This window comes from Parachlamydia acanthamoebae (assembly GCF_000875975.1).
GTDB classification, from domain to species: Bacteria; Chlamydiota; Chlamydiia; order Chlamydiales; family Parachlamydiaceae; genus Parachlamydia; species Parachlamydia acanthamoebae.
This window is the reverse complement of sequence record NZ_BAWW01000001.1, coordinates 20,367-34,968: the sequence shown is the minus strand read 5'-3', so window position 1 is coordinate 34,968 and position 14,602 is coordinate 20,367. Positions and strand designations below refer to the sequence as shown.

Below are 14,602 nucleotides of genomic sequence, written 5' to 3'. Positions count from 1 at the left end.
TGAGCGCACTCCCATTTAGTTTTTGTCGTAAAAAACATTTTAAGGATGCGCTCTCTTTTTTTCACCTCATACACAACTTTTGATCATATCTCTAATCCATTTTGGGGAAAGTGCAAATCATAAACTAGCATATCGGTCCGATAGCCCTTTAATTTTAACCGATACAGTTGAATTTCAGCATTTACTCCCCTTAAAATTTTGTGTGATTGAAAAACAACACCCCGGTTCAGATTCAATTTTGACTGAATTAGCCCAACATTTTAGAACGGAAGGTAAAAAAGCTTTAAAATCGCCCCTTTCTCATCCCTTTCTTTTTGATCTAACATCGACATTAGGTCAAAATATTGAAACCGCAGGAAACAAACAAAAAGAAGCATTATTTAAAAAAGAATTTGGCGCTTTTAAATCCGAACTTAATGCAGCAATCACACAAGCTGTCGATAGTTTAATCTTACAAAAACCTGAATTAACAAGACAAAGGTCTAAATTAATCAAATTTGTTAAAAAAAATTCGACTTGTATATGCCGGATTCAAACTGAAAATATTTCCGGTATAAAAGTTCTCCCCTTATTTTCTAAAATTAAAGGATCTCGCGTATTTAAGGTTCATCACAGCCTCGCTGATTTTATTATTTCGACAGGAATAGGCATGGGAGCCGTAAGCTTACGTAGAGAAATGCAGAATATTTTAGATCAGCATAAAAATGTCCATTACGCAGTAAATCCTAAGAATGCCTCTCCATCGGTACGCTTTTATCCCAAAATTAAAACTTTTACTGAAGCTGCATTTTATCAAAGATTTTCAGCTCTTTTTGGCTCCTCTCCCCCTGCTCAAGAGCCACAAATGGGGATTTCTATCGAGAATTTCAACCTACGAAAAGATGAAATAGCTTTTCAACCTCACAAGTTCATCATGGGTAAAGCAACGATGGATTTGCTCACAGGTTTATTTAATCAGATAGAAGATGCCCAATGGGAAGAATTACATAATAACCCTGTTTACAGTCAAATCATCCAGACTTCTTTATTTAAGATTCGAGAATCCTTAGCAACTGCTGAACTTCATCTAGATAACTTTAACGAATTTGCCCAGCAAATAGAACTAATTCACGCTGAACTAGCCACGCTTCTCGAAATTTTCCGTCCCTATCAAACCGATGCCTTCAGTGAAATCTTTAAAGAAGCCCTCCGTCCAACTATTCCTGAAAATCTCCATCAATATGTGAATGCAGGGCTTGGAAAAACTTCCGTAAATATATGTGCGGGGATTAATGAAGCCATTCGACGCATTAACCCTAAACCCCATTGTGCATATAGTAAAGGGTTTTACTTTGAACAAGCAGCATTTGTTGGATATGAAAATCAATTCGAAAAAGTCTTGGAGGATGATTCTTGCCCTCCTGTAGACTTATATTTTGGGCAATTTAATCCCAATATTGAAATAGACTCAGATTTTGTCGCTTATGAACGTCGAGATATTGCTAAGGATATACATGCACTCATTGATAATGGGAAAGCAGCTTCTCAGCTAACCATCGCTATTGATTGTACGATCGATAAATATGATTCTGAGAATGTTCATGGGATCTTGAAAGAATTTGAAAAAGAAATTGAGAATGGTCGATTAAATTTTGTTTTTTTCAGGAGCGGCCAAAAATTTGACATGCTTGGCATGGACGGCTATTTCGGTGCTCCTTTTTATACAGTTAATGATGGTTCAGAAAAATGGGAATCTTTTAATTCACTTTCCACACAAAAAGTCCATCAAACAGATATTTTAAGCCATCAATGGTTTTGTTTAGCAAATCAATACGCAACGACACCTCTTGCGCAATATCGAGAACTTATTTTTAAAAACACTCGAGAAATATTGGATCATGTACCAGAAAAATTCAGACCGAGTAATCCGATTAATCCTAAACAGCGCATTAGAATTAATACCGCGACACATAACATGGATGCCTGTTTCATCGATGTCAAAGTCTCGGGCTTAAATCATAAAGCCCGTAGTATAAAAGTACTCGGCAGGTTCTACAAAAAAATGATCTCGAAGGGAATCAAATTACAAACACGTGCGACTTTTGGCTTATACCATCCAAATGCTTTAATTATTTCAGTCAATGAGGTTGAAGACTCAACTACAATCCGTCTCCACCCAGGCATTAATCCCGAAGAAAATGCAGCTTTTATAGAATATTTCCGAAGCTAAATCCAATTAAATAGAAGAAAGTCAAAAGTTTTCCTCTAAAATTATTATTAATTCTTGTCGCACGCAATAAAGAAAATGAAATTGTCGGAATTTTATGGGTTTTTTAGCTGAATATGAAGGCCTGCAACTGATTCATTTTTGGGAACTTTCAAGAAAAGCTTCCATGCCTCACATGAGGATAGCGCAACAGCTCATTCATGCTGCTAAAAAGCAGATGGAATTATATCCCAACCTAAAATTTGCCACACTGAATGTCGATGCACATAATTCGCATGCAAAAGGAATTTACGACGGTGAGAATTTTACTGCCTCTGATCAAAAAAAAGCGGATGAAAAAATTTTCATGAAAAATAAATTAACTTCAGATTCAAAAGTCGATTTAAAGCCTGAGGCGTCGAAGATTATTGTCAAAAAATTTGTCTTAAAAAGCATTCCTCTGTGAATTAATATGGAAAGCTTTCCGATATAGATAGCCGTTTTGCATTAGTTAGGTTCTTTACTATAAAAAGAATCAGAAGCAATATTAATGCATTTTGTTTTGTATTGGTTCTTTGTTGAAGAAAGCAAATTTCTCGCTTACTGATGGGATATTCTACATCGTAGAATCAACCCAGCACACTTTATTTTTCTCCGGTTAGACTTTTAAATCTCTTTTTTTTCTAAGAATAAAAATCGTTTTATTGATCGATGGATAATTGCGACTCTCCCTGTAAGAAAAGACTTGGAACAGATTTGTTTGATTGTCTCTCTCATTATTGATCCGTATCTTTTGTTATTTTATTGTGAATGACGGGCTATAGTCTGGAAAAGAAAAAATGGAACAAAAAGTAGTTCTCGCCCTCTTCGGTAATCAGTTCTACCTCAAAATCACTACAAAAAACCTGAGAAAATTTTTGAAATCATGCTCAGCAAAAAATAGGTAGAATAGATATAGTTGAGAATAGGTGCATAAAAATAACGAGATAGACATGAAAAAAACGCTCATTACCATATTGCGTAATCGCAATACTTCTATCGAACAATATCGGCAGGCAACAGACCAGCTTGGCATCGTCCTAGCAGTCGAAAGTGATGCTTTGTTTCCAAAAGCTCCAATGTTTGTTGATACACCATTAGCTCGCACCTACGGCGTGCATTTTAAGCATGAGATGGTTTTAGTTCCTATTTTACGTTCTGGCTTAGCGCTTTTATCCCCATTTATGCGCTTCTATTCGAAAGCAAGCGTTGGTTTTATTGGTATTCGTCGAGATGAGAAAACAGCCATACCAGAACTTTATTACAACAAATTGCCCACATTTACTCAAAATAATCCCATCTTGTTATTGGATCCAATGATTGCGACAGGAGGAAGTGCCTCACTGGCGGTGAAAGTGTTAAAAGAAGCTGGTGCTTTAGAGAAACAAATCACTTTAATTTCTTTTATAGCCTCACCAGAGGGCATTACACATTTCCAAAAGGAATGCTCCGAAGTCAATTTAATTGTCGCACAAGTCGATGAAGGTCTTGATGAACAAAAACGTATCATTCCTGGTTTAGGAGATTTTGGCGACCGTTATTTCGGAACGATTTAATCGACATCTAAAATTTCTTTATCTTGAGTATTTCGACAGGAACAATTCAGGTCGCTTCTAAAATTGATAAGCAAAATTTAAAGCATAGCTTTTATAGCTTTCTTGACCAAACTGATAGGCAATTCCAATAGATAAGCAATCATAATCGATATAAGGATTCACGCAATGGGTGATCAACGCAATTGATACTTCGTCGTAATGTCGAATAAAAAGACGATCGCCAGCAAAGTAAGTATCTTCCACAGAGACTTTGAAATTAATTGGCCTGTTACAAATTGTAAATCCCTTACATGAAGTACATGACAACCCATTCTTAAAGATAGTATTGTGTAAATGATAATTAAAATTCACACCCGTCAACCAGAGATTGGTAGAAGCAAAATAGCCCACATAATTTGTTAAAGACAGAACGTGCTTAAATAATTTGCAATTATAAACACTCACAAGCCCAGTCGAAACAAAACTTCCTGAAGTGCACAAATCCAGAGATCCACCTGCACCTCCCCTAATCGTTGGGGTTATCGACCAGTTACTGAATATCGGGACTCTTATTCCTATACCTAACGAGCCAAATACGGAAGATGCGCCCCCATTTCGATTATATGTAAATGGGACATCAACAATTAAGGCCCAGTGATGATCCTTCGAGTATGAATACCGCAAGGGAAGAGTGACTGTTGTTGTGTCAAATCCCTTAGAAAAAGCACGACTAGCAAATGTGCCTGTTTGGAATTGATGAACAATGGGCTGAGCGCTCCAGCAACAGTCACAGCCACTCAAAGGTGACAAATGACCAACAAGATAATCGGATTGCGCCATCTGTGCCATAAGACTATTTGGATTACCAGCAATCGGATCTATCGGAGAATATCTCGCATAAGCTCTTAATAATCTCGGAACTGCGCTACCTTCCTTAATAAATTCTTTAAATAGAGTTAAGCTTTGATCCCTTGTCCCTCCATCAAAAGTTGTTGTAATACCTGCATTAGGAATATTTACGACAAGGGTTGTCGAATTTGCAGCAAATGATGTAAAGGCAATTAGACCGCGCAAATTAATGTCTAAAGACACAGGTGAGGTAGGCGTATAAATGGGGAGAAGAGATTCGAGGCTCGTCGTTTTTAATTCTCTTTTCAAATCGACCAAATTGGGGGCACTAACCGAAGCATTTACATTGTTAACCGTAATTGTCGCATGGTAAGGTTCTCGTCCATATATAGCAGTTGAATGACTAAGTAGCAAAAATGTGCTGTATAAAATTGCTATAATTTTCTTCATTAGATTTTCCCCAGGATATGATTCTCAGCAATTTGACGTTAACGATATATTTAGGAACGCTCTCATTTAAGTATATGCTTTCGCAAGACGAATGCGAGTATCACAATGTTTTCCTTCCAGAATTTTTTCTTATGCCTCAAATTTTGGGCTTCGCATCAGTTGCCTCAATGACATCATCATGAGATGTAACCTCTGAGAGTTGCTGTACATGTGACAAATCTTTTTTATTTTTGTTAAGGTTACCATTGTTTTCCTTCCACATATCATTAGTCATCACACAACGGAACCCTAAATGATTCAAGCTAGTATCTGGACTTGTTTTCATCCGGGCCGTTATCCGATATCCTTTACAATAAGAGTCGTGGCATAAGAAAGATCCCCCTCTATGCACATGTTTTGTAGCATAAGGCTCTCGAGGGTCAAAAGATGTTTTTGGTCCTGCAGGATTTATGGAAAGCTCTTTTTTAGCTTCTTCCTGATAATAAGTCATACGATATAAATCTGAGCACCATTGCCACACATTCCCTGACATATCATATAAACCATAGGGATTAGGTTTAAATGTTGTTACAGGAGTAGTACCGTTATATCCTTTAGATTTGGTACTTTTATAAGGGAAAATACCTTGCCAAATATTAGCTTGAGGCACTTCTTCTGAAAATTCATCGTTTCCCCATACATACATAATATCTTTTCTTCCCCCATAAGCTGCAAATTCCCATTCAGCCTCTGTTGGAAGCCTCTTTCCAGCCCATTTGGCATAAGCTTGAGCATCATCCCAGCTTACTTGCACGACTGGATGATCTTTTTTCTCTTCTATTGTACTTTCAGGGCCTAGCGGGTGCTTCCAATTGGCTCCAGGCTTCCATTCCCACCACGCATGGCTGTTATTTAAAGGGATAGGGACATCAGAAGGTTTAAAGACAAGTGAGGCTGCCACAAGTAATTCTGGGGATGGTGGAGGAGTACCAGGAGGAACTTGGTTCATAATCTCATTAAGAGTTGGGGCTCGTTCCGCTGTTGTGACATATCCTGTCGCATCGATAAATTCTTTGAATTGCTTATTCGTTACCGGAGTGGCATCCATCCAAAAACCATCAACTTTAACACGATGCTGCGGTTTTTCATCTGGCTTAGAATCTTCATAGTCTGAGCCCATCATAAATTCTCCTCCGGGAATCCAAACCATACCTGCCGGAGATGAGATTTTTGTTTCTGCACCAAAGCGATTTATCGAATCAGGACAGCAACAAGAGCCATAGCTTTGATCAGTAATGATGAAAAGAAAAATTAGCAGATATTTTATCATAAGTCCCATGAAATTCAGAGTATATAGAGAAGATGTATAGCATAAGAAAGCACAGTCAACAAATAAATTATTGAATTAATTTTCCAATAAATGATTTTTGAGTAACAAAGATAGCTCCAAATTTGCATTTTGAAGCGAGTCTGGCAATCGTTTGCATAAAATGGTAGAAACACTAGGTATAACTTTCAGTCTATGCAAAAGAACTTATATCGCGCATGTAATAACTGCAAAAAAGGACCAACCAGTATTACTTGGATGATCCTTTTTGTTTTTATTGTCCTTCATGTTGCTTCATCATTTCGTCAATCTTAGTTTTTATTGCTGATAAGTTAAATGAAGCTGGTGATTGCATTGGAGGGTAATCAATGGCCGTCAACGCAAGCTTTTCGACCTCCTTTTGAACCGACACAAAACGCCAAAACTCGCGTGCATAGAAGTCGTTTAAATATCCTCCTCCCATGTTATTCGTGCTTTCGCCACGAGTAGCAGGCGTTCGTTCGAACGGATCTTGACGTAGATTTACAATCGTAGGCATATCTGTTGTGACCTTTTCTCCAGGCCACCCCCAAGGCTGTTGAAAGAACTGATACTTGAAGTTATCTATACGAATAGCTCCAAGATGAGGTCCACCAAAGTAGAAGATTTCATGACGTGCGGAGGGTGTTTTACCTAACAGCAGGCTCAATTGATTGTATCCATCTAGGTGATTTTTATAGGTTCGTTCACCGATAGCCGCACCTTTCAGTAACTGATCTGTAATATCAGGATTTCCGGCAGCTGCAACGAGTGTTGGGAACCAATCGAGACCAGAAAAAATTCCATTTTCAATCATGCCTGGCTTGATATAGCCTGGCCAACGGACGATGCATGGGACTCGAAAACCGCCTTCAAAAACTGTACCTTTTGTAGCTCGAAAAGGCGTCATTCCTCCGTCTGGCCATGTAAAAACTTCTGCCCCATTGTCCGTCGTGAAGATCACAATGGTATTGTTCGCCTCACCAATCTCTTCCAGGTGCTTCAGTAATTGTCCGACACTATCATCCAATTGAGCCATACCGGCTTCTTCCACATTGTAATTGCTCGTAGCATTCATCAGTGCTTGATATTTAGGTGGAAGATAGGTAAAAACATGCATACGCGTAGTGTTATGCCAAATGAAGAAAGGTTTGCCATCTGCTTTGGCCTTGTCCATGAATGCGTTGGAACTTTTAACAAGCACATCATCAAAAGTTTCCATGTCGTATTTAGCCTTGCGGCCTACCTGCCAATTTTGCATATTCTTCATATCGGGAAACGGTGCTAATGGCCCCTCGTCTACGATTTTCTGTTTACCAATTCTGCCCCAGCGAGGTTGCTCAGTCGGATCATCAACATCTGTTGCCCAACTATGCACCAAATTGCGTGGACCAGTTTTGTCTATCCAATCCTGAGGATAATCAAACCAATAGGGATCCGACATTGCATCAAGGTGATATAGATAACCAAAGTATTCATCAAAACCATGAACCGTCGGCAGAAACTTATTCAAGTCGCCGAGGTGATTCTTCCCGAATTGACCAGTGGCATAACCCAACGCTTTGAGTGCGGTGGCGATTGTACATGCCTGAGCCGGCATACCAACGTCTGCTCCAGCCTGGCCCACTGTAGTCAAACCTGTACGTATTGGGAGCTGTCCTGTGATAAAATTCGCGCGACCTGCTGTACAGCTAGCCTCAGCATAATAGTCAGTGAATAGCATACCCTCGCTGGCAAGCTTATCGAGATTCGGGGTCTTGCCTGACATGATGCCCCGATGGTAAGCACCAATGTTAAACCAACCTACATCATCGCCCATTATCACTAGGATATTAGGTTTTTTGTTTTCAGTTTGTTTATCCGCTGCCAAGCCAGAAGTATAAATAAGTGATAAAATACCTATAGCTAATGTAAATGCTAATCTGTGGATACCTATTTCTTTTTTCATTCTTCCTCCATATTTAAATCGCATCGGATGTTGTAGCGCTTTGTCATTTCGGAAGAAAGTTCATTATTTCAGAGAGAAACTGGTGTTAGTGGACTACACATCTTTTTTTGATTCATATCGATTGTGTTCACACCCGTCAATAATTTTTCCTCTCAAAGATGACATTTCGTTTAAAACGGAATCAGATTTTATTATCTTAGCTGATACACGCCTCAATAAAGCGATTGCACTCCTTTACCCATGTCAAAATTGGGAAATAATGGCTCCCTTTGAGTTAAATCCTCACATGCCAGAAAAAGGAGTGAATAGGAAGAATATCTCTCTCTAGAATTAGGCAGCTGTAATCGATCGTTATTTACTCATCTTTGAGCAAGAGTCACCCTTCTAAAACAGCAAAAAAATTTGATTAAAATATTTTTTAATGCTACTTCTGGATGAAACCTTGATCCACAATTTTGACATAGGAGATAAATTATGGGTAAGATTCTTGCCTCTGGAACTGTAGCTCCGGATTTTACTCTCTATGTTACTCCAGACCAAAAGCTTACTTTGAGCGAACTCAGGGGAAAGCCAGTGATTATCGCCTTCTATCCAGCCGATTGGAGCCCTGTTTGTGGAGATGAGCTAGCCATATTTAATCAAATTCTGCCTGAGTTTAAGAAATTTGATGCCGAACTTTTAGGTATTTCTGTTGATGGATTATGGTGCCACATAGCTTTTGCACAGTCGCGAAATTTACACTTCTCTTTACTTTCCGATTTTAATCCAAGAGGAGAAGTCTCGAAAAAATATGGAGTATATCGCGATAAAGAAGGAATTTGTGAACGTGCATTATTTGTGATAGATAAAAATGGAGTTATCGCTTGGAGCTATCTTTCACAAATAGCAGAAAATCCTGGCGCAGATGGAATCCTAGAAGCTCTTGAAAAACTCCCCAAATAAAATGGTATGTCGATGCTAAAAGACCCAGTTTCCAACGATGATCATGTGCAGGGCCAACAAAATGCCGAGATTACCTTGGTAGAATACGGCGACTATCAATGTCCATTCTGCGGGCATGCATACCTGATTATCAAACAAATCCAAGAACACTTCGGACTTAAACTTAGATTTGTTTTTCGAAACTTTCCTTTAACAGAAATCCACCCATTAGCTAAGCCTGCAGCAGAATTGACTGAGTATGCAGGATCGGAAGGAAAGTTCTGGAAAATGCATGATCTTATTTATGAGAGTCAAGCTAACTTAAGTCTAGAACGATTAGTCGAATTAGCGGATTCTTTAGATTTATCCTCTACAAAACTAAAAGACGGGCCAAACACTTTTGACCAGAAAATTCAAAAAGATTTTATTGGCGGTGTTAAAAGTGGAGTCAATGGCACCCCAACCCTCTTCATCAATGATGATCGTTACGCAGGCCCTGTTGAGTTTAGATATCTCATTTTAGCGATAAATAAAACTATCACGTCTTAACACATCATTTTGGCAGCCAAAGGATATTAGATATGAAAAAGACATTTAAGCTCGCGGATCAGACAGCGATCAATCGCCTAGGATATGGAGCAATGCAGCTCACGGGGCCAGGCGTTTTCGGCGAAGCCATCGATCGAGCTGGTGCTATTGAACTTTTGAAGACAGTAGTTGCTCAGGGCATCAATTTCATCGATACTGCTGACTCTTACGGCCCTCACACAAATGAAACGCTGATAGCAGACGCACTTTTTCCTTATCGAGAGAAAAAACTTGTGATCGCGACCAAAGGTGGTTTTGAAAGGCCAGGTCCAGACCAATGGAAGGTCAATGGGCACCCTGACTACATTCGCAAGGCGATTGAAGGAAGTCTAAAAAGACTTCGTGTCGACTCAATTGATCTTTGGCAACTGCATCGAGTTGATACCACAATCCCCCTAGAGGAAACCTTAAGCCCAGTCTTAGATGCCGTGAAGGCAGGAAAGATCAAACATGTTGGACTATCTGAAGTATCTATAGAACAGATCGAAAGAGCACAAAAGATAGTCCCTATCGTTTCGGTTCAGAATCTTTACAACTTAGAAGATCTGCAGTGGGACGCCGTCGTCGACTATACGCACAAACATCGCATAGCTTTTATTCCTTGGTTTCCATTGGGATCCGGCCCTAGCAAATTTTCTGGTGCCATCCATCAAATTGCAAAGGCTCATCAGGCAAGCACAGCCCAAATAGCCTTAGCGTGGCTATTAAAACGATCCGATAATATTTTACTTATCCCTGGGACAAAATCGATTCCACACCTTCTCGAAAACCTTGAAGCCTTCAAAATTGAGCTTTCGGAAGAAGAATTTCAACAACTTTACAAATGAACTTAATAGCGAAGGTAACTCAATGAGCAAACAGAATCAAGCTGCTGTAATGACTGGTGCGCTTGTGGGAATTGATCGTATTACAACGCTAGTCTTTGCTCAGAACACCACTAAGATCGTATCTCCAGAATAAATCTCAAAATCGATGATGGAAAGATAGCGTAAGCCTAGATATAAATTTTCAATGAAGTCGGAGTAATCGCAAATGAGTCATATAAATGAAGATCAAAAATCGAGCAGGAATTCCTATGCCAAAGATCATATGGCGAATGAGAGAACATTTCTAGCATGGATAAGGACAAGTATCGGTATCATGGCATTTGGTTTTGTTGTTGAAAAATTTGCTCTATTTATAAAGCAAATTGCCCTTTTGCTAGGAACTTCGCATTCCTCAACAATCCCAAATGCATCTCTTTTCCTTCAAGGATACTCTTCCATTTTTGGAGTTTTTCTCGTAGCTCTTGGTGTGCTGATATGCCTACTTGCATTTATCAAATATAAAAAGGTAGAGAAACAAATAGAGGATGAGGCATACAGGCCATCCATGTTGCTTGATATCATGCTTACATTATCTGTTTTGTTAATTGGAATTTTTCTCGTAATTTATTTGAATAATAGTATTTGATATTTCACGTGCTCTTTATCAAGGCACCTTATTTAAATTTCGATCCGATCTTTAGGACATCTCTCGTTGAATAAATAAAGACGGAGAATCACAGTTGTCACCAATACAGAACGAATGACTATTATTTCTTCTGCTTATTATATATTTCTATAAAACCATAATTAGAAAAACATTTGAAGTCCGACCCTAAATCTTTGCATAAATTTTTCATCTGTGACAAAATAGCTTCTTGTCGGTTAAGAGAAGCTAAATTGGCTTGGAATTGATCAATACAAATCGGATAAAGATAAAGCCTTAAGCTGGAATCTCGCTCTTTTTCTAGGACAAAAATAAAAGACTCGTCATTCTTTTCTATTTCATCTACAGCATAATCATCGATAAAATCCCCCGCAGAATAAATGATGGGCCTGTTTTTATAAATTTCAATCCCTCTAAAAACATGACCGGAGTGACCAAAAATAAGATCGGCGCCAACGTCTATCATTGCATGTCCAATTAATGCATGCTCTCGAGGTGGATAATATCCCCAATTAGAACCCCAATGTGCTGACATAATTAAAAAATCCGCTTCTTTCCGCACATCTTCAATATACCTCAAAAGATTTTGCATTCTTCTATCATGTATGTCTGTTGGCACATAAAAGATGCCTGGTTTATTTTCCTGTGCAGCCCAGTCAGGCTCATTATCAGTAAATGCAATTAAAGCAATTTTTTGACCCTTTATTTGACAAAATATCGCTTTTGCTGCTTCTGATAAGTTTTTCCCTGACCCGGTATGGAGAATTCCTTGTTCATCTAGAATATTTAGCATGCGCTGCAAAGCTTCATATTCATAGTCGAGGACATGGTTATTAGCGATAGAGGCAATATTGATGTTAGCAACTTGAAGCGTTTTGATGTTTTTTTCATCTGAGCGAAAATGAAACACTTTGGGGGTAGTAGACCAAGGATTGCCAATATCAGAAAGAACGCATTCCAAATTACAAATGCGTAAGTCTGCATTTTGTAAAATAGATAGAGTATTTCCCCACGGATAAGCTGGATCGCGATGCTTCAGCACCCTATTGACCAAGCGGCCTAGCATTACATCCCCCATTAATGCAATTCTCATTAGCCTACACGCTTTTTCGATATTAGATGCTCATTAAACCATTCCTTAGCAAGTCTTGCAACCTCTTCTAGGCAACCAGGTTCTTCAAAAAGATGCGTTGCATGCGGGATGATTTCGAATTTTTTTAAGCAAATTAATCGTTCATAGGCTTTTTGATTTAATTCAATGACGCCATAATCACTTCCTCCTACGATAAATAGAGTCGGAGCAGTTACCTTGTCTAATATATCTATAGCTAAATCCGGACGTCCACCTCGCGAAACAACAGCCTTTATTTCCTTCCCCATTTCTGAAGCCGATCGCAGTGCAGCTGCAGCTCCCGTACTGGATCCAAAAATTCCTAAGCCAAGATTTTGTGTAGCGGATTGTTTTTTTAACCATTGAATCACAATATTTAATCGCTCAGTCAAAAGATCGATGTCAAATCTTGTTTGATAAATTTCGTCTTCTTGTTCTGAAAGTAGGTCAATGAGTAATGTGGCCAATCCCGCATCATTTAAAATATCGGCTACAAAATTATTCCGTGGCGATAATCGGCTACTACCACTTCCATGAGCAAAGAGCACAATTCCTTGAGCAGATTGTGGAATTTTAAGCATTCCTTCTAAAACCACATGTAAATGTTTTATCTGAACCAATTTTTCCATCCTTATCCCTCCCTTTTTAAATTTTAATCACTCTCATATCTTCTACTTGCTTCAATTCGTCATAGACTCGAAGCTCAGACCCGCTCCCTCTGTCGTACTTCAATTGCTCTTGAATCGGAAGATACAAACATCCCATTATTCAAAATTTATTTACATAAAATTCTGTACATTCCTTGAGCTGGGATAAAGCATTTAAGAAAAAACTACTTGTTTTTAGTGGATTGTAACGATATGGTAGTATCTCGTTGTATCGTGAGTGCACCGCAAAAGAATGCGGAGCACTGATAAGTAAGCATAATATGCAAAGGTTTTTCTAATTCGTTCAAACTGTTAGTTGGATTTTCTTTTTGCTGTTACTTTGCAAAAGATATGGGCTGAATAGATTAACTATAAATATTAAAATTTAGGACGTGAAAATGTTGCCATTAGGCCATAAGCTTCAGAATCCTGAGGTTGCTCCAATTATTACAAGTTCAGCAACAGATTATCTCCGTGCTACTCAAATGTTTTCAGAAGCCATCGCCACCACCGATCAAGTACGTAAATTTTTTAATGACTTAGACCGAATTTTTTTTAGAAACCCTCCCTCGGAATATATCTGTGCAAAAAAGAGGGCAATCAGACGAAATTATTGCTAGTCTCGATATTGATTTTTTTGAAAATCGGCTTTGTACATATTTCCAAGGGGAAGAAAAATCAATTAAGTTATCTGTTGCGCTAGGCATTATTCAGGATCTCTCTGAAATTTTTGCTAAAATTCAATCCTCAACAACACACTCAGAAACTGAAAAGTTACCTCCTCTAAAAGATCAACCAACTAATGCCCTCGATGCTACATCGGATGCCAAATTAGATGGAAATGAAATGATAAAATTTTATTCGTTAACTGGAAGAGTCGTTCTATCAACAAGTCAAAGAGAGTCATCAACGCCCATTGAGCTGATCCAAAACTGTGCTCATCTATTTAATCAAGAATTTGCTAAAAACGTTTGTCCTTTACTTGGTCTTGATTTAAATTTGAATGACTTACTAAATGGGATTCGTAATCTATATCTAGGAAGATGCATTTTAGGGCTAGGAAAAAGCATTGCAATTCAAAGTCGTACTCAACTAGGACTCCAAAGAGACTTTGTCAGGATAGTTAATCTTATAAAAGTACCTGGCTCAGCGTCCTATTCGCGACCACTTCAATGAGAAGATCAGATTGGGGGTAGTAGACCAAGGATTGCCAATATCAGAAAGGACACATTCCAAATTACAAATGCGTAAGTCAACATTTTGTAAAATAGATAGAGTATTTCTCCACGGATAAGCTGGATCGCTATGCTTCAGCACCCATTGATTAAGCGGCCAAGCATTACATCCCCCCATTAATGCAATTCTCATTAGCCGACCCGCCGATATAAGATGCTCATTAAACCATTCCTTAGCAAGTCTTGCAACCCCTTCTAGGCAACCAGATTCTTCAAAAAGATGCGTTGCATGCGGAATGATTTCGAATTTTTTAAAGCAAATTAATCGTTCATAGGCTTTTTGATTTAATTCAATGACGC

The 14,602-nt window shown here is 38.6% G+C and carries 14 protein-coding genes; 8 read left to right on the top strand and 6 right to left on the bottom strand.

Annotation, left to right across the window (positions count from 1 at the left end):
* Positions 1-202 precede the first annotated feature (202 nt).
* From AOM43_RS00190 to upp, 3 genes are all read left to right on the top strand, one after another.
* On the top strand, positions 203-2,209 hold the full coding sequence (locus AOM43_RS00190) for a hypothetical protein (protein WP_226987329.1): 2,007 nt from the start codon (positions 203-205) through the stop codon (positions 2,207-2,209).
* 94 nt (positions 2,210-2,303) lie between these two features.
* Positions 2,304-2,651: a hypothetical protein gene (locus AOM43_RS00185; protein WP_059358588.1), complete on the top strand. Its 348-nt coding sequence runs from the start codon at positions 2,304-2,306 to the stop codon at positions 2,649-2,651.
* Positions 2,652-3,177: 526 nt separating this feature from the next.
* The gene (gene upp / locus AOM43_RS00180) at positions 3,178-3,780 is read left to right on the top strand and encodes a uracil phosphoribosyltransferase (protein WP_013925382.1); all 603 of its coding nucleotides are present in this window, start codon (positions 3,178-3,180) and stop codon (positions 3,778-3,780) included.
* A 57-nt stretch (positions 3,781-3,837) separates the two neighbouring features.
* Here the strand turns inward: upp and AOM43_RS00175 are convergent, their stop codons facing one another.
* From AOM43_RS00175 to AOM43_RS00165, 3 genes are all read right to left on the bottom strand, one after another.
* A complete protein-coding gene (locus AOM43_RS00175; protein WP_059358586.1) occupies positions 3,838-5,058 on the bottom strand; it encodes a hypothetical protein in 1,221 nt (406 codons plus the stop codon).
* Positions 5,059-5,194: 136 nt separating this feature from the next.
* Positions 5,195-6,367 (bottom strand): formylglycine-generating enzyme family protein, encoded by a 1,173-nt coding sequence (locus AOM43_RS00170; RefSeq protein ID WP_059358584.1) that lies wholly within the window; start codon positions 6,365-6,367, stop codon positions 5,195-5,197.
* Between the two features lie 271 nt (positions 6,368-6,638).
* Positions 6,639-8,330, bottom strand: coding sequence for an arylsulfatase (locus AOM43_RS00165; RefSeq protein WP_036746447.1), 1,692 nt, complete (start codon positions 8,328-8,330; stop codon positions 6,639-6,641).
* A 474-nt stretch (positions 8,331-8,804) separates the two neighbouring features.
* Here AOM43_RS00165 and AOM43_RS00155 point away from each other — a divergent pair, with 474 nt between their 5' ends.
* From AOM43_RS00155 to AOM43_RS00140, 4 genes are all read left to right on the top strand, one after another.
* A complete protein-coding gene (locus AOM43_RS00155; protein WP_006342082.1) occupies positions 8,805-9,272 on the top strand; it encodes a redoxin domain-containing protein in 468 nt (155 codons plus the stop codon).
* 6 nt (positions 9,273-9,278) lie between these two features.
* A complete protein-coding gene (locus AOM43_RS00150) occupies positions 9,279-9,800 on the top strand; it encodes a DsbA family protein (protein ID WP_059358580.1) in 522 nt (173 codons plus the stop codon).
* Positions 9,801-9,832: 32 nt separating this feature from the next.
* Complete coding sequence (locus AOM43_RS00145) at positions 9,833-10,666, top strand: aldo/keto reductase (RefSeq protein ID WP_006342084.1); 834 nt, start codon at positions 9,833-9,835, stop codon at positions 10,664-10,666.
* 205 nt (positions 10,667-10,871) lie between these two features.
* Complete coding sequence (locus tag AOM43_RS00140) at positions 10,872-11,291, top strand: YidH family protein (RefSeq protein ID WP_036746448.1); 420 nt, start codon at positions 10,872-10,874, stop codon at positions 11,289-11,291.
* Between the two features lie 121 nt (positions 11,292-11,412).
* Here the strand turns inward: AOM43_RS00140 and AOM43_RS00135 are convergent, their stop codons facing one another.
* A complete protein-coding gene (locus AOM43_RS00135) occupies positions 11,413-12,402 on the bottom strand; it encodes a CapA family protein (protein WP_059358578.1) in 990 nt (329 codons plus the stop codon).
* Positions 12,402-13,049 carry a dienelactone hydrolase family protein gene (locus AOM43_RS00130; protein ID WP_013925392.1) on the bottom strand — a complete coding sequence of 216 codons (648 nt, stop codon included), beginning with the start codon at positions 13,047-13,049 and terminating at the stop codon, positions 12,402-12,404. The genes AOM43_RS00135 and AOM43_RS00130 overlap by 1 nt, the downstream gene beginning before the upstream one ends.
* Before the next feature lie 600 nt (positions 13,050-13,649).
* On the opposite strand from AOM43_RS00130, the gene AOM43_RS00120 reads away from it, so the two are divergent.
* Positions 13,650-14,243, top strand: a complete 594-nt coding sequence (locus AOM43_RS00120; RefSeq protein WP_006342088.1) for a hypothetical protein — start codon at positions 13,650-13,652, stop codon at positions 14,241-14,243.
* On the opposite strand, the gene AOM43_RS13220 is transcribed toward AOM43_RS00120, so the two are convergent.
* Positions 14,214-14,435: a CapA family protein gene (locus AOM43_RS13220; RefSeq protein WP_226987327.1), complete on the bottom strand. Its 222-nt coding sequence runs from the start codon at positions 14,433-14,435 to the stop codon at positions 14,214-14,216. The two genes, AOM43_RS00120 and AOM43_RS13220, sit on opposite strands and share 30 nt — an antisense overlap.
* Between the last annotated feature and the right edge of the window lie 167 nt (positions 14,436-14,602).